A 15,009-nucleotide genomic window follows, 5' to 3' on the forward strand; every position below is an offset into this window, starting at 1 on the left:
TTTTTTGTGTGTTTGGCTGCGGGTTCGCGCAGGCGCAAAGCGCCTGCGCCCCGCGCCTTGCTGCGCAAGGCGCGGGCCCCAGCCCTTCCGCCTCCACATCCCCGCGCCTGTCGGCGCGCCCCCTTGGACTCCAAGGGGGCTACTCCACCAGATGGGATGCGAGTCGCCGGCAACGGGTGTGGCCCGGATGAATTGCCATCGGCCAGCAAGACGCGCGATCCGGAAGCCTGGATAGCAAAAGCCAGTAGCGAATCCGGACCTCCGACTAGGCCGGCGATCACCCGCGCACCGCACGCAGATCCAGCGAGGCTGATCCGCGACAACTGCTGGTGCATCGGCCGACGCACCCACCAAACCCAAACGACAAAAGCCCGGCCGAAGCCGGGCTTTTGCTTGGTCCCCAGCGGGCTCCCAAGGGAGCCCACGCCAGGCGCGATGGATCAGCGCTTGGAGAACTGGGTGGCGCGACGGGCCTTGTGCAGACCGACCTTCTTACGCTCGACTTCGCGGGCGTCGCGGGTCATGAAGCCGGCCTTGCGCAGCTCGGTCTTCAGGGTTTCGTCGTACTCGACCAGCGCGCGGGCGATGCCCAGACGGATCGCACCGGCCTGGCCGGTGGTGCCGCCGCCGGTGGCGGTGACCAGGATGTCGAAGCTTTCGGTGTTCTTGGTCAGCTCCAGCGGCTGGCGCACGATCATGCGCGCGGTCTCGCGGCCGAAGAACTCGTCCAGCGGACGGCCGTTGACGGAGATGTTGCCGGTGCCCTTGCGCAGGAACACGCGGGCGGTGGAGGACTTGCGGCGGCCAGTGCCGTAGTTTTGCGAAATCGCCATGATTAGATATCCAGAACCTGCGGCTGCTGAGCGGCGTGCGGATGCTCCGCACCGGAATAGACCTTGAGCTTGCGGTACATCGCGCGGCCCAGCGGGCCCTTGGGCAGCATGCCCTTGACCGCGATTTCGATCACGCGCTCCGGGTGGCGCTCCAGCGCCTGCTCCAGGCTCTCGGTCTTCAGGTTGCCGATGTAGCCAGTGAAGCGGTGGTACTTCTTGTCCTTGAGCTTGTTGCCGGTGACGACGATCTTCTCGGCGTTGATCACCACCAGGTAATCGCCGGTATCGACGTGCGGGGTGTAGACCGGCTTGTGCTTGCCGCGCAGGCGGCGGGCCAGTTCGGTGGAAAGCCGGCCCAGCGTTTTGCCGGCGGCGTCGACGAGATACCAGTCGCGCTGGACGGTCTCGGACTTAGCAGTGAAGGTGCTCATGATCAGACTCGGTTGGTCGGGCGGATTCCTGCAGCGAACGGCCGGAACTTTGCCACGCGTTGTGAATTGCAAAAACGCAAGAGGCGAAATTCTACGCGGCCCGGCCGGCCGGCGCAAGTCCACCCATGACCGGCGGAGATCGGGCAGGCGGCGCGCTTGGCAGTGCGCCGGCCGGGGGCGAAAATCGGGATCCCCACTGCTTCCGGGCTTCCCCCATGACCGCCAGCCGCCAGCATTCCCCGCTCGATCGCGCCCTGGTCGAGGCCCAGCGCGCGCTGGAGACCGTATTCGGCGACCCGCCGGCGCAGCGCCCCTACCCGGCCGCGGCCACCGCCGATGTGGTGCTGGCGCCGGACGAGCGCCGCCATGCCGCCGGCCTGATGCGCATCAACCACGTCGGCGAGGTCTGCGCGCAGGGCCTGTATTTCGGCCAGGCCGCGGTCGCGCGCGATCCGGCCACCCGTGCGCACCTGCTGGAGGCGGCGCAGGAAGAGACCGACCACCTGGCCTGGTGCGCGGCGCGGCTGCGCGAGCTGGACAGCCGCCCCAGCCTGTTCAATCCGCTGTGGTACGCCGGCAGCTACGCGATCGGCACCCTGGCCGGGCTGCGCGGCGACGGCTGGAACCTGGGCTTCGTGGTCGAGACCGAGCGCCAGGTCGAGGCGCACCTGGACGAACACCTGCAGACCCTGCCGCCGGCGGACCTGCGCAGCCGCGACGTGCTGAAGGTGATGAAGGCCGACGAGGCCCGCCACGCCGAACATGCCGAACAGGCCGGGGCACGACGCCTGCCGCCGCCGATCCCCACGGTCATGGCCGCCGCCTCGCGACTGATGAAGGCCGTCGCCTATCGGCTGTAGCCGCCCGCCGGTCGGGCCGATGCGACCCCGGCTGGCATTGCCGGGCCGATCGCGTTAAAGTGAACGAACGCTGACTGATTCCACGTCGGCGCACGCCGTTCCGGCTGCGGTATCGCCATGTGCCGCAGCCACCGATGTACCCGTGCCGAGTCGCGCCCGCGTGCGCTCCGCCTGCAGACTGTCATGCCCGCATCCTCGCCCCATCTGCCATCGCCCCGGACCCGCTGGTTGTCGCGCCTGCTGTTCGCGACCCTGTTCGCGATCGGCGGCGGCGCCCTGCTGCATCACCTGCTCGGCGACTACCGCCAGGCCAGCGCGATCCTGCGCGACCATTCCGTCGCCACCGTCCCGGTGATCGCCGACGGCGCCTTCGGCGTGCAGACCGAGCCACTGGTGCGCTACCGCTTCCACTATGTGTTCGAGAGCAAGGGCCGCCTGCACAGCGGCGCCTTCGAGGCCAGCGGCGCGGAAGCCGCGCCGTTGCTACTGGACGGCGCCACGGTCGAGATCGCCTACGCCAATGCCGATCCCGCACGCTTCGGGCGCCTGGACCAGCTGCAGCACGCCGGCAACCTCGGCAGCGTGTTCACCCGCGCGCTGATCGCGCTGTCGATCGCCGCCCTGCTGGCGGTGGTCGCGCACCGGCTGCTGATCGGCCGGGTGCTGACCCGGCGCCGCATCGCCGCCGCCTGAGGCCCACGCGCGCGCGGGCTGCGCTCAGTGCCCGACCAGCTTCAGGCCGATCACCCCAACCACGATCAGGCCGATGCAGGCCAACCGCGCCGGCGAGGCGCTGTCGCCGAACAGGGCGATGCCGAGCACCGCCGTGCCCAGCGCACCGATCCCGGTCCAGATCGCATAGGCGGTGCCCAGCGGGATGTGCTTGAGCGCCTGGGTCAGCAGCCACAGGCTCAGGCCCGCACCGGCCAGGGTGGCCACGGTCGGCCACGGCCGGGTGAAGCCTTCGCTGTGCTTCAGGCCGAGGGCGAAGCCGATCTCGAACAGACCGGCGAGCAGCAGGTAGATCCAGGGCATTGTCTTTCTCCGTAGACAAATGAAAACGAAAACGGCCCGATGTCTGCACATCGGGCCGCCGTCGGCAGGGGTCGCAGCGCGTGCTGCGGGCGGGCCGTCCCGCCGGTGTGGAGCGCTTACTCGGACAGGTTGCGCCCGTGGAACAGCTCCTCGATCTCGCGCTTGAGCAGCGCCTCGATGCGCATGCGCTCCTTGAACGAGAGATTCTTGGCCTTTTCCTCGAACAGGTACTGGTCCAGGTCGAAGTCCTTCAGGTGCATCTTGGTGTGGAAGATGTTCTCCTGATAGACGTTGACGTCGAACATCTCGTAGCGCGACTTGACGTTCTTGGCCAGGAAGTTCTGGATCGAGTTGATCTTGTGGTCGATGTAGTGCTTCTTGCCCTTCACGTCGCGGGTGAAGCCGCGCACGCGGTAATCCATGATCACGATGTCCGATTCCAGGCTCTCGATCAGGTAATTGAGGGCCTTCAGCGGCGAAATCACGCCGCAGGTGGCGACATCGATGTCGGCGCGGAACGTGGCGATACCGTGCTGCGGATGGGTTTCCGGGTAGGTATGGACGGTGATGTGGCTCTTGTCCATGTGCGCGACCACGGCGTCGGAAATGATCTCCTTGCCCGCCGCCTTCTTGTCGATGACCGGCTCCTCGGAGATCAGGATCGTCACCGAAGCGCCCTGCGGATCGTAGTCCTGGCGCGCGATGTTCAGGATGTTGGCGCCGATGATCTCGGCCACATCGGTGAGGATCTGGGTCAGGCGGTCGGCGTCGTACTGCTCGTCGATGTACTCGATGTAGCGCTGGCGCTCCTCTTCGGAGATCGCGTAGCAGACGTCGTAGATGTTGAAGCTCAACGCCTTGGTGAGGTTGTTGAAACCTTGCAGCCTCAGGCGAGGCAACGGCTTGACCACGGCGTGGATCCTCTGGAAGTGGGTCGGGGGGAAAGCCAATCAATTATGAGCCAAATGGCCGCGCTGCGAAACGTGGCGTCCGTCTCTTGTTTGCCGCCGCGAACGCGTCCCGTTAAGCTTCGGGAATTACGCCGTAGCGAAGCCGCCATGAGCCCCGGAAACACATCCACTGCAGCACCTGTGCGCATCGCTCCAAGTCCTTTGACGTTGGACACCGCCACCATCGACCGCTTCCTGGCCCACAGCCACCGTCGCCGCTATCCGGCGCGGACGGACGTGTTCAGGCCAGGCGATCCGGCCGGCACCCTGTACTACGTGGTCAGCGGCTCGGTCAGCATCATCGCCGAGGAAGATGACGACCGCGAGTTGGTGCTGGGCTATTTCGGCAGCGGCGAGTTCGTCGGCGAGATGGGCCTGTTCATCGAGTCCGACCAGCGCGAGGTGATCCTGCGCACCCGTACGCCCTGCGAACTGGCCGAGATCAGCTACGAGCGCCTGCACCAGCTGTTCCTGGGCTCGCTGTCGTCCGATGCGCCGCGGGTGCTGTACGCGATCGGCGTGCAGCTGTCCAAGCGCCTGCTGGACACCTCGCGCAAGGCCAGCCGCCTGGCATTCCTGGACGTGACCGACCGCATCGTGCGCACCCTGCACGACCTGGCCCAGGAGCCGGAGGCGATGAGCCACCCGCAGGGCATGCAGTTGCGCGTGTCGCGGCAGGAACTGGCGCGACTGGTCGGCTGCTCGCGCGAGATGGCCGGCCGCGTGCTGAAGAAGCTGCAGGTCGACGGCATCCTGCACGCCCGCGGCAAGACCGTGGTGCTGTACGGCGCGCGCTGACCGCCATGGGTCGATAGGCCCGGCACGATGGTGCTGAGCGAGACCTTCTACTGGTTCGTGCTGGTCGGCCTGGCCGCCCAGCTGGTGGACGGCGCGCTGGGCATGGCGTTCGGCCTGGTCTCGTCCTCGGTCCTGCTGAGCCTGGGCCTGCCGCCGGCGGTGGTCAGCGCCAGCGTGCACAGCGCCGAGGTGTTCACCACCGGCGCCTCGGGCCTGTCGCACCTGGCCCTGGGCAACGTCGACAAGCGGCTGTTCCTGCGCCTGGCGCTGCCGGGCATGGTCGGCGGGGTCGCCGGCGCCTACGTGCTGACCCAGTTGCCGGGCGAGCTGATCCGCCCCTTCGTCTATCTGTATCTGCTGGCCCTGGCGGTGCTGATCCTGCTGCGCGCGGCCGGCCGTGCGCTGCCGCGCCGCGAGGTGCGGCGGGTGCCGCTGCTGGGCTTCGTCGCCGGCCTGCTGGACGCCAGCGGCGGTGGCGGCTGGGGCCCGGTGGCGACCTCGACCCTGCTCGCCCACGGCGGCCAGGCCCGCACCACCATCGGCACAGTCAACGCCGCCGAGTTCCTGGTGACGCTGTCGATCTCGCTGACTTTTCTGCTGACCATGGGCGTGCAGCACCTGGACATCGTGCTCGGCCTGCTGGTCGGCGGCATGCTCGCCGCGCCGCTGGCGGCGCTGCTGGTCAAGCGCGTGCGCGAGCGCTGGGTGCTGGTGGCGGTGGGCCTGCTGGTGCTGGGCATCAGCCTGTATCAGGTGGGCGGGGCGCTGTATCGGTGGTTGGGGTGAGGCCCGGGATTTGGGAGTCGGAATTGGGGATTCGCAAAGGCGGTCTCCGCGGCGCCTGAAGCCGTTGCGCTGGTGACCCGATCTGCGGTCAGGCCGGGTTCGCTTTTGCCGGGGCGGGCCGCGCGATGATCGCGGCCGGGACGCAGCCGCCGACGGCCGCGCGTCTCGCCTCTCCCCTGCCCCGCGAGACCGCCATGCGCCGTGCCCTTCCGCTCTTCCTGGCCTTGCTGTGCCTGGTGCTGCCGGCGCCGCGCGCGCAGGCCGACGACGCCTTCGCCCGGCTCGGGCGCGGGGTCAACATCCTCGGCTACGACCCGCTGTGGAACGACCCGGCGAAGGCGCGTTTCCGCCCGCCGCTGTACCGCACGATCCGCGACGGCGGCTTCCGCACGGTGCGGGTCAACCTGCAGGCGTTCGCGCACATGGACGCGGACAACCGGCTCGACCCGACCTGGCTGAAGACGCTGGATACGGTGGTCGACCAGGCCACCGCCGCGGGCCTGAACGTGATCCTGGACGAACACGACTTCCACCCCTGCGCGGCCGACGCGGCGGTGTGCCGGACCAAGTTGCTGGCGTTCTGGAGCCAGGTGGCCCCGCGCTATCGCCACGCGCCGCCGTCGGTGCTGTTCGAGATCCTCAACGAGCCCAACGGCCAGATGACCAGCGCGGTGTGGAACGACCTGCTGCACGATGCGCTGCAGATCATCCGTCGCGACAATCCGACCCGCACGGTGGTGGTGGGCCCGGCCAGCAGCAATTCCTTCACCGCGCTCGACAGCCTGCGCCTGCCCGAGGACGATGCGCACCTGCTGGTCACCGTGCACTACTACAACCCGTTCCGCTTCACCCACCAGGGCGCGCCGTGGGCCCCGGCGGACATCCGCGACCACACCGGCGTGAGCTGGGGCAGCGCGGCCGACCGGACCAAGCTCTACGGCGAGTTCGACCGCATCGCGGCCTGGGCCAAGGCGCACCATCGGCAGGTACTGCTGGGCGAGTTCGGTGCCTACGAGCAGGCGCCGCCGGCCGATCGCCTGGCCTGGACGGTGGCGGTGGTCAACGCCGCCGAGAAACGCCATTTCGCCTGGGCGTATTGGGAATTCGAGGGTAGCTTCGGCGCCTACGACATCGACCGCGGGCAATGGGTCGCGCCGCTGCACCATGCGCTGGTGGGCAGCGACAGCGCTTACCGCGGGTCTGCCGGCGGCTGACGCCGGCCTTCCCCGCCGCGGCGCGCCCTAGCGGGAACCGCCAGCGTCGCCGGCGCGGTCGCGGCAGCCCCAGTTGAGGATCGGCGTGCCGGACGGCAGCAGCCGGCGGAACACCGCCACCGCGCCGTGCTTGGGGTTGACCACCACCGGCGCGGCCGCGGCCTGCAACAGCGGCAGGTCTGCGGTGCTGTCGGAATAGGCCATGGCGATCTCGCCGTAACCCAATTCGCGCAGCATGCGCATCTTTTCCTCGTTGTGGCAGTGACGCGTGGCGGTGACCGCGCCCAGGCGCGGGCCGATCAGGCTGCCGACCACCGGCACGTCCTGGTGCGCGACGAAGCCGAGGATGGCGCGCGCCAGTTCCGGCGGCGCGCCGGTGGCGACCACCACGCGATCGCCGGCGGCGCGGTGCCGGGCGAACACGTCCAGCGCCTGCGGCAGCAGCCGCTGGCGGATCTGCGCCTGATGCTGCAGCACGTACTGGTCGATGATGCGGTTGAACTCGCGCGCGCGGCGCAGGCCGAAGCTGGCGATCCAGACGTAGCCGGAAATGCCGGTGCGGCGGGTCGGCAGCATCGCCACCAGCGGCCCCAGCAACGGGGTGGCCAGCACCGCGGCGGCCAGGCGCAGCGGATTGCGCTTGATCAGCCAGGCGAACAGGTGACTGCCGGAATCGCCGTCGTACAGGGTGTGGTCGAAATCGAATACCACCAGCGGCGCATCGGCGCGCGGCAGCGGATACGGACTGGCGTCCTGCCCGCTCATGCCGCGAAGAACAGCTGGCGCAGCGCCTCGCCCGGTTCCTCGGCGCGCATGAACGCCTCGCCGACCAGGAACGCGTGCACGCCGGCGCCGCGCATCAGCGCCACGTCATCCGGGCCGAGGATGCCGCTTTCGGTGACCAGCAGGCGATCGCGCGGCACCGCGTCCTGCATCGACAAGGTGGTCTGCAGCGACACCTCGAAGGTGCGCAGGTTGCGGTTGTTGATGCCGATCAGCGGCGCCGGCACCTGCAGCGCGCGCTCCAGTTCGTCGATGTCGTGCACTTCCACCAGCACGTCCATGCCCAGCTGCAGCGCCAGCGACGACAGCTCGGCCAGTTGCAGGTCGTCCAGCGCGGCCACGATCAGCAGGATGCAGTCGGCGCCGAGCGTGCGCGCCTCGTACACCTGGTACGGATCGATGGTGAAATCCTTGCGCAGCACCGGCAGGGTGCAGGCATCGCGCGCCTGCTGCAGATAGCGGTCGTGGCCCTGGAAGAAGTCCTCGTCGGTCAGCACCGACAGGCAGGCGGCGCCGCCGAACTCGTAGCTGACCGCGATGTCGGCCGGGTGGAAGTCCGGGCGGATCACGCCCTTGGACGGGCTGGCCTTCTTGACCTCGGCGATCACCGCCGGGTCGCCGTTGGCGATGGCCGCCTGCAGCGCGCGGGCGAAGCCGCGGGTGGGCGGCATGGCCTCGGCGCGGGCGACCAGCTCGGCCAGCGGCACGCGCGCGCTGCGCTCGGCGATCTCGTCGGCCTTGCGCGCGAGGATGGTGCGGAGAATGTCGCTGCTCATGCGGTGGGAATCCTGGGGGATGGCCGGATTATCGGCGATGCAGGGTGTCGCGGGTGAGAACCGGGATCGGGCGCTGGCGAAGGCGGTTCAGTCCAGCCCGGCCAGGCCGCGGGTGCAGGCCACGTAGGCCTCCAGCTTCGCCCGCGCACGCCCATCGGCGATGGCCGCACGCGCCAGGGCGATGCCGGCACCGATGTCCTCGGCCAGGCCGGCCACGTACAGTGCCGCGCCGGCGTTGAAGGCGACGATGTCCAGGGCCGGGCCGGGCACGTTATCGAGCACGGCGCGCAGCATCGCCATCGATTCGGCGGCGTCGGCGACCTTGAGGTTGCGGCTGGCCGACATGGCGATGCCGAAATCCTCCGGGTGCACCTCGTACTCGCGGACCTGGCCGTCGCGCAGCTCGCCGACCAGGGTGCCGGCGCCGAGCGAGAGTTCGTCCATGTCGTCGCGGCCCCACACCACCAGCGCGCGTTCGGCGCCCAGTTCCTGCAGCACGCGCGCCTGGATGCCGACCAGGTCGGGGTGGAACACGCCCATCAGGATGTTCGGCGCGCCGGCCGGGTTGGTCAGCGGGCCGAGGATGTTGAAGATGGTGCGCACGCCCATCTCGCGCCGCACCGGCGCCACCACCTTCATCGCCGGATGGTGCACGGGCGCGAACATGAAGCCGATGCCGGTGGCCGCCAATGCCTGCGCCACCTGTTCGGGCTGCAGTTCGATCGCCGCGCCCAGCGCCTCCAGCGCATCGGCGCTGCCGGACTTGGAGGAGACGCTGCGGTTGCCGTGCTTGGCGACCTTGGCGCCGGCCGCCGCGGCCACGAACATCGCGCAGGTGGAGATGTTGAAGGTGTGCGAGCCGTCGCCGCCGGTGCCGACGATGTCGACCATGTGGGTGCGGTCGGCAACCGGCACGGTGCGCGAGAACTCGCGCATCACCACCGCCGCGCCGGCGATCTCACCCACGGTCTCCTTCTTGACCCGCAAGCCGGTGAGGATGGCCGCGGTCATCATCGGCGATACCTCGCCGCGCATGATCTGCCGCATCAACCCGACCATCTCGTCGTGGAAGATCTCGCGGTGCTCGATGGTGCGTTGCAGGGCTTGTTGGGGGGTGATGGTCATGGGAGAGGAGCTGCTCGTAGCTGGGGAAGAAGTAGATCTTTTCGGGTTTCCCAGGGGCGTTTATCTTCTTCGCTCATGGGGTAAAGAGGGTGTCCAATGCCATATTCCGAAATGACTACCTTGACTTTATGACCTGGATAAAAATGCACTTGAATATCCCCGCCTTGGCTTGGATATTGGGGTAGATCAACAATTGCTTCTTGCGGCGATGGGGGCTGCGGGCCATTTTGCGTGGTGTCATAGGCCCATTGGATCTTGACCTTCATTCCCGGATGCCAACGCCTTGGAATGGACGCACAGCATGAAAATTTCCCGCCCCCTTCCTCGGGCGAAAGGTTGGGTCCACTTGCGCCGTCGACTGTAAATCTCTCGATGCTCCAATCGCTCATGTGATTGTAACCAGTCACAGATGCGGGCAAGCGATCATTGCCGCAACCACTTAATGAGATGCAGGCGACAAGCATGGACAATGAATTCCAGTACTGGATGCGCTTTTTTGTTTTTCTGTTTTGCATGTGATGCGCTCAGCGCGCCTGCGTCGGCCGCGACATGCGCAGACGCCCTTGCGCCAGCACCTCGAAGTAGTCGGCCGGGCCGCCAGCGCGCAGCAGGGTGGCGACCGCGGCCGGGTCGTAGATGCCGTCGTGCAGGGCGTGCTCGGCGATGTGCACGCCGACCACCTCGCCCAGCACCAGCCAGGTCTGAATCGGCTCGCCGCGTGCGCTCTGCAGCGGCAGCAGCTGGCTGAGCCGGCATTCGAAGCTGACTGGGCTGGCGGCCACCCGCGGCGCACCGATCAGGCGCGAGGGCGCGGCGGTCAGGCCGGCCAGCGCGAACTCGTCCACCTCCGGCGCCACCGCGGCGGAACTGGCGTTCATCGCCTCGGCCAGCGGCCGCGTGGCCAGGTTCCAGGTGAACTCGCCCGTGGCCTCGATGTTACGCACGCTGTCCTTCCAGCCGATGCTGGCGAAGCCGACGATCGGCGGGACGTAGTTGAAGGCGTTGAAGAAGCTGTAGGGCGCCAGGTTGGCGACGCCGTCGGCGCCACGCGAACCGATCCAGCCGATCGGCCGCGGCCCGACGATGGCGTTGAACGGATCGTGCGGCAAGCCGTGGCCGTTGGCCGGCTCGTAGAAGTGGAAGGCGTCGGTGCGCTCGTGCATCGGCAGGGTCCGGCAGTGGCGGAAGGCGGGCGGCGCCGGCGCGGCGCGCTCAGCGCTCCAGGAAGTTCTTCAGCAAGGCGTGGCCATGCTCGGTGAGGATGGACTCGGGATGGAACTGCACGCCCTCGACCGGGAACTGGCGATGGCGCAGGCCCATGATCTCCTCCACCGTGCCGTCGTCGTGTTCGGTCCAGGCCGTCACTTCCAGGCAGTCGGGCAGCGTGGTCTTCTCCACCACCAGCGAGTGGTAGCGGGTGGCCTCGTAGCGGTCCGGCAGGCCGGCGAACACGCCGCGGCCTTCGTGACGGATGCGCGAAGTCTTGCCGTGCATGATGGTGCCGGCACGCACCACCTGCCCGCCATAGACCTGGCCGATGCTCTGGTGACCCAGGCACACGCCCAGGATCGGCGTGCGCTGGCCCAGCCGCTCGATCAGTTGCAGCGACACGCCCGCCTCGTTCGGCGTGCACGGCCCCGGCGAGATGACGATGCGCTCGGGCGCCAGGCGCTCGATCTCGTCCACGCTGAGCGCGTCGTTGCGCACCACCTTGACCTCGGCGCCGAGCGCCTGCAGGTACTGCACGAGGTTGTAGGTAAAGCTGTCGTAGTTATCCAGCATCAGCAGCATGGAGGCACACCATTCATAATATTGAGCAGCATAATTACCATCTATCGCAACACACACTTACTACCACGATTAAACCCTACACCCTCCAAACTGGAGCAGGCGAACGGGGATCATCCTCAGGCACTTGGACATGATAAATATCTATCAACTCATTTCGCCTAGCTCGAATTTCATTTCCAAAATCCATATCCCCTACTGCATGAGAAAAAGTGTCCATTACTGCAAGCAGCAGGAAATCAGCCATCAAAAGAAATCCCCGCACCTCTTCATCTTTGAAAGCAGCTTCTTGATGGTCGAACTTCCGCCTATTCAACTGCTCGGTGTCCCCATGGGCGAGCTTATGAAAGTACTCCATCTGCTCCCTATTTCCTTTGGAACCAACAACCATTTTGATGTAGTCACCAATCAAGGGCAGACGAGCACATGCATCAAATACCTTTGAAGAAGAATCAGGCAATGTCGACTCACCCAAATCAAGTTTCCTTGCATATTCCAAATCTGAAAGATGCAAAAGATAGAGACAATTCAACGAACTCTCTAGTAACGCACGCAATAAAGCAGCAGCGGAGCCGCGCCTCCCAATCGCGAACAAATGCGCGATAGACCCATGCAACTCAATCGCGTAATCCACAGCTTTCACTGACATCCGCTCCCGAGGGTCAGCAAGGCCCCTAGTAGTGACTACCGATTCGTAGCGCACAGAAAACTGACGCACCATCTCCTTGTTGAGTCCAATCGACGCTTCAAATCGAATTGATATCTCAGCCACAACTTGATTCCGCTGCCGTCGACGGATTTTGGACCTTTGGGAACACACAAAGCGCGGCGAAATCCGCGATCAACGTGTCGACCGCATCGGCCTGCGTCGCCCACGAGGTCACGAAGCGGATCACCCAGCGGCCGTCGCCCAGCACCTGCCAGCGCTCGAAGTCGTAGCGCTGTGCCAGCGTCTCGACGTCCGCGGCGGGCAGGATCACGAACAGCTGGTTGGTCGGCGAGTCCGAGGCAAAGTGCGCACCGGCCGTGGCCAGTCCCTCGCGCAGCCGCGCGGCCATGCGGTTGGCGTGCGCGGCCAGTTCGTAGAACAGGCCGTCCTCGAACAGCACGGCGAACTGCGTGCCCAGCACCATGCCCTTGGCCAGCAGCGCGCCGCGTTGCTTGAGCAGGTAGCGGAAATCCGCTTTCAACCCGTGCTTGAGGATCACCAGCGCCTCGCCGAGCAGCGCGCCATTCTTAGTGCCGCCGATGTAGAACGCATCGGTGAGCGCGGCGACATCGGCCAGCGTCAGATCGTTGCCCGCGGCGGTGAGCGCGCTGCCGATGCGCGCGCCGTCGAGGAACAGCAGCAGGCCGTGTGAGTCGCAGAACGCGCGCAAGGCCTGCAGTTCGTGCTTGCGGTAGATCGTGCCGACCTCGCTGGTGTTGGACACGTAGACCAACCGCGGCTGCACCAGGTGCTCGTTGCCGTGCTCGGCCAGCAGCGGCGCGATCCGCTCCGGCGTGAGCCGGCCATCGGCCGCCTCAACGGTGAGCACCTTGTGGCCGGTGGCCTCGATCGCGCCGGTCTCGTGGGTGGCGATGTGGCCGCAGGCCGCAGCGATCACCGCCTGGTGCGGACGCAGGAACGCGGCGATGGCGGTGAGGTTGGTCTGGGTGCCGCCGACCAGCAAGTGCACGTCGGCGTCGGTGCAGCCGATCTCGGCACGGATCAGTTCGGCGGCGCGCGCGCTGTGCCGGTCCAGGCCGTAGCCGGCATTCTGCTCGGCGCTGGCGGCGGCCAGCGCGGCGAGCACGCGCGGATGCGCGCCTTCGCTGTAGTCGTTGCGGAAGCCGATCCGCGGCGATGCGGCGGCGTTCACAGCCCCTTCGCCGCTTCGGCGACCGCACGGAACAGCGCGCGGCCCTTGTTCATCGTCTCGTCCCATTCGGTCTGCGGATCGGAGTCGTAGACGATGCCGGCGCCGGCCTGCACGTGCAGGCGGCCGTGCTTGATCACCGCGGTGCGGATGGCGATGGCGGTGTCGGCGTCGCCGTGCCAGCCGAGGTAGCCGATGCTGCCGGCGTAGACGTTGCGCTTGATCGGCTCCAGCTCGCGGATGACTTCCAGCGCGCGGATCTTCGGCGCGCCGCTGACGGTGCCGGCAGGGAAGGTGGCGCGCAGCACGTCGGCGTAGCTGAGGCCGGGCAGCAGGGTGCCGGTGACTTCGCTGACGATATGCATGACGTGGCTGTAGCGCTCGATCACGAAGCGTTCGCCGACGGCGACGCTGCCGGCCTGCGAGACCCGGCCGGCATCGTTGCGGCCCAGGTCGATCAGCATCAGGTGCTCGGCGCGCTCCTTCGGATCGGCCAGCAGTTCCGCCTCCAGTGCCTGGTCCTCTTCCGGGGTCTTGCCGCGCGGGCGGGTGCCGGCGATCGGGCGTACGGTGACCTGGCCGTTCTCCAGCCGCACCAGGATCTCCGGCGAGGAACCGACCACCTGGGTGTCGCCGACATCGAGGAAATACATGTAGGGCGAGGGGTTCAGCGCACGCAGCGCGCGGTACACGTCCACCGGGCGCGCGGTGAACGGCACGCTCAGGCGCTGGCTCAGCACCACCTGGAAGATGTCGCCGGCGCGGATGTAGTCCTTGGACTTCTCCACCGCGGCGATGAAGCCCTCGCGGGTGAACCCGGAGACGAAGTCGCTCTCGTCCAGCACGTCGCGCGCCAGCGGCGCGGGGTAGCCGGCGCCGGGCTGGCGCAACGTCGTGGTGAGCGCATCCAGGCGTGCCTGCGCGCGCTCCCAGGCGTCGGCTTCGGCCGGGTCGGCGTGCACGATCAGGTACAGGCGGCCCTTGAGGTTGTCGAAGACCGCCACTTCCTCGGACAGCATCAGCAGGATGTCAGGCGTGTCCAGTTCGTCGCGTGCCACCGCGCCGGCCAGGCGCGGCTCGATGTAGCCGATGCACTCGAAGCCGAACCAGCCGACCAGGCCGCCGGTGAAGCCGGGCACGCCCGCCAGCTTGGGCACCACATGCTGGGCGCGCAGCGCCTCGACCTCGGCGAAGGGATCGGCGACCTCGCGGCGCTCGATCAGCTCGCCATGGTCGCGCACCTCCAGGGTGTGCCCGCGGAAGGTGTACACGCGGCGCACCGGCAGGCCGATGATCGAGTAGCGCCCGAAGCGTTCGCCGCCTTCGACCGATTCGAACAGGTAGGTATGCGGGGCGTCGGCGAGCTTGAGATAGACCGACAGCGGCGTGTCCAGGTCGGACAGCACTTCGCGGACGACGGGGATGCGGGTGTGACCTTCAGCGGCGTAGCGCTGGAACTGCTCGCGGGTAATCAAGACGGCTTTCCTTCCGGGACTCGGTGACAGGGCGGACGACGGCTGCAGGCCACCATCGCCACGCACGGCGAGCGGAAGTGAAGGAACGCGGGGTCGTCAGGCTGGACACGGCGGCTACTTTACCGCAACTGCGGCGACTGGCAACGGTTGCAGGCGCGACCAATCGAGTGCGGTGCGGAAGCGGTCGGCGAGGGCGTCGCGTCGAGACTGAAGTCCCTCCCACAGGAGGCGGCGCGTGACTTCGGGCGCGCTGTTCGGCGCGCATCGCACCCGTCCGTGATCCGTCGTGTTCGTCC

The 15,009-nt window shown here is 67.4% G+C and carries 18 protein-coding genes; 5 read left to right on the forward strand and 13 right to left on the reverse strand.

Features of this window, described 5'->3' with window-relative positions; all coding sequences use genetic code 11:
* Positions 1 to 440: 440 nt before the first annotated feature.
* Both rpsI and rplM read right to left on the reverse strand, forming a co-directional pair.
* Positions 441 to 833 (reverse strand): 30S ribosomal protein S9, encoded by a 393-nt coding sequence (rpsI, locus tag CEK68_RS07000; protein WP_010341421.1) that lies wholly within the window; start codon positions 831 to 833, stop codon positions 441 to 443.
* Positions 834 to 835: 2 nt separating this feature from the next.
* Positions 836 to 1,264 (reverse strand): 50S ribosomal protein L13, encoded by a 429-nt coding sequence (rplM, locus tag CEK68_RS07005; protein ID WP_010341420.1) that lies wholly within the window; start codon positions 1,262 to 1,264, stop codon positions 836 to 838.
* Positions 1,265 to 1,479: 215 nt separating this feature from the next.
* Here rplM and coq7 point away from each other — a divergent pair, with 215 nt between their 5' ends.
* The gene (gene coq7 / locus CEK68_RS07010) at positions 1,480 to 2,124 is read left to right on the forward strand and encodes a 2-polyprenyl-3-methyl-6-methoxy-1,4-benzoquinone monooxygenase (RefSeq protein WP_048489304.1); all 645 of its coding nucleotides are present in this window, start codon (positions 1,480 to 1,482) and stop codon (positions 2,122 to 2,124) included.
* 228 nt (positions 2,125 to 2,352) lie between these two features.
* On the forward strand, positions 2,353 to 2,817 hold the full coding sequence (locus CEK68_RS07015) for a hypothetical protein (RefSeq protein ID WP_017910330.1): 465 nt from the start codon (positions 2,353 to 2,355) through the stop codon (positions 2,815 to 2,817).
* A 24-nt stretch (positions 2,818 to 2,841) separates the two neighbouring features.
* Here the strand turns inward: CEK68_RS07015 and CEK68_RS07020 are convergent, their stop codons facing one another.
* Positions 2,842 to 3,159 (reverse strand): multidrug efflux SMR transporter, encoded by a 318-nt coding sequence (locus CEK68_RS07020; protein ID WP_152238966.1) that lies wholly within the window; start codon positions 3,157 to 3,159, stop codon positions 2,842 to 2,844.
* A 116-nt stretch (positions 3,160 to 3,275) separates the two neighbouring features.
* On the reverse strand, positions 3,276 to 4,070 hold the full coding sequence (gene speD, locus CEK68_RS07025) for an adenosylmethionine decarboxylase (RefSeq protein ID WP_017910332.1): 795 nt from the start codon (positions 4,068 to 4,070) through the stop codon (positions 3,276 to 3,278).
* Between the two features lie 147 nt (positions 4,071 to 4,217).
* On the opposite strand from speD, the gene crp reads away from it, so the two are divergent.
* The 3 genes from crp to CEK68_RS07040 all read left to right on the forward strand — a co-directional run bounded on the left by crp (position 4,218) and on the right by CEK68_RS07040 (position 6,907).
* Entirely contained in the window at positions 4,218 to 4,907 is a 690-nt protein-coding gene (crp, locus tag CEK68_RS07030) for a cAMP-activated global transcriptional regulator CRP (protein ID WP_010341415.1), read from the forward strand.
* Between the two features lie 27 nt (positions 4,908 to 4,934).
* The gene (locus tag CEK68_RS07035; protein WP_017913961.1) at positions 4,935 to 5,693 is read left to right on the forward strand and encodes a sulfite exporter TauE/SafE family protein; all 759 of its coding nucleotides are present in this window, start codon (positions 4,935 to 4,937) and stop codon (positions 5,691 to 5,693) included.
* A 194-nt stretch (positions 5,694 to 5,887) separates the two neighbouring features.
* Positions 5,888 to 6,907 (forward strand): glycoside hydrolase family 5 protein, encoded by a 1,020-nt coding sequence (locus CEK68_RS07040; RefSeq protein WP_226977799.1) that lies wholly within the window; start codon positions 5,888 to 5,890, stop codon positions 6,905 to 6,907.
* 27 nt (positions 6,908 to 6,934) lie between these two features.
* Here the strand turns inward: CEK68_RS07040 and CEK68_RS07045 are convergent, their stop codons facing one another.
* The 9 genes from CEK68_RS07045 to trpE form a co-directional block, all read right to left on the reverse strand.
* Positions 6,935 to 7,672: a haloacid dehalogenase-like hydrolase gene (locus CEK68_RS07045; RefSeq protein WP_152238968.1), complete on the reverse strand. Its 738-nt coding sequence runs from the start codon at positions 7,670 to 7,672 to the stop codon at positions 6,935 to 6,937.
* Positions 7,669 to 8,466, reverse strand: a complete 798-nt coding sequence (trpC, locus tag CEK68_RS07050; RefSeq protein WP_017910188.1) for an indole-3-glycerol phosphate synthase TrpC — start codon at positions 8,464 to 8,466, stop codon at positions 7,669 to 7,671. The genes CEK68_RS07045 and trpC overlap by 4 nt, the downstream gene beginning before the upstream one ends.
* Before the next feature lie 87 nt (positions 8,467 to 8,553).
* A complete protein-coding gene (gene trpD / locus CEK68_RS07055) occupies positions 8,554 to 9,591 on the reverse strand; it encodes an anthranilate phosphoribosyltransferase (RefSeq protein ID WP_152238969.1) in 1,038 nt (345 codons plus the stop codon).
* Positions 9,588 to 10,106: a DUF3304 domain-containing protein gene (locus tag CEK68_RS07060; protein ID WP_152238970.1), complete on the reverse strand. Its 519-nt coding sequence runs from the start codon at positions 10,104 to 10,106 to the stop codon at positions 9,588 to 9,590. The genes trpD and CEK68_RS07060 overlap by 4 nt, the downstream gene beginning before the upstream one ends.
* A gap of 9 nt (positions 10,107 to 10,115) precedes the next feature.
* A complete protein-coding gene (locus CEK68_RS07065) occupies positions 10,116 to 10,754 on the reverse strand; it encodes a flavin reductase family protein (protein ID WP_152238971.1) in 639 nt (212 codons plus the stop codon).
* A gap of 49 nt (positions 10,755 to 10,803) precedes the next feature.
* On the reverse strand, positions 10,804 to 11,382 hold the full coding sequence (locus tag CEK68_RS07070) for an aminodeoxychorismate/anthranilate synthase component II (protein WP_017913955.1): 579 nt from the start codon (positions 11,380 to 11,382) through the stop codon (positions 10,804 to 10,806).
* 76 nt (positions 11,383 to 11,458) lie between these two features.
* On the reverse strand, positions 11,459 to 12,151 hold the full coding sequence (locus tag CEK68_RS07075; RefSeq protein WP_152238972.1) for a hypothetical protein: 693 nt from the start codon (positions 12,149 to 12,151) through the stop codon (positions 11,459 to 11,461).
* On the reverse strand, positions 12,144 to 13,241 hold the full coding sequence (locus CEK68_RS07080) for an aminotransferase class I/II-fold pyridoxal phosphate-dependent enzyme (RefSeq protein ID WP_152238973.1): 1,098 nt from the start codon (positions 13,239 to 13,241) through the stop codon (positions 12,144 to 12,146). The genes CEK68_RS07075 and CEK68_RS07080 overlap by 8 nt, the downstream gene beginning before the upstream one ends.
* Complete coding sequence (trpE, locus tag CEK68_RS07085) at positions 13,238 to 14,713, reverse strand: anthranilate synthase component I (RefSeq protein ID WP_026144605.1); 1,476 nt, start codon at positions 14,711 to 14,713, stop codon at positions 13,238 to 13,240. The genes CEK68_RS07080 and trpE overlap by 4 nt, the downstream gene beginning before the upstream one ends.
* Positions 14,714 to 15,009 lie beyond the last annotated feature (296 nt).

The organism is Xanthomonas sp. LMG 12461 (genome assembly GCF_009192935.1).
Taxonomy (GTDB): Bacteria; Pseudomonadota; Gammaproteobacteria; order Xanthomonadales; family Xanthomonadaceae; genus Xanthomonas_A; species Xanthomonas_A sontii.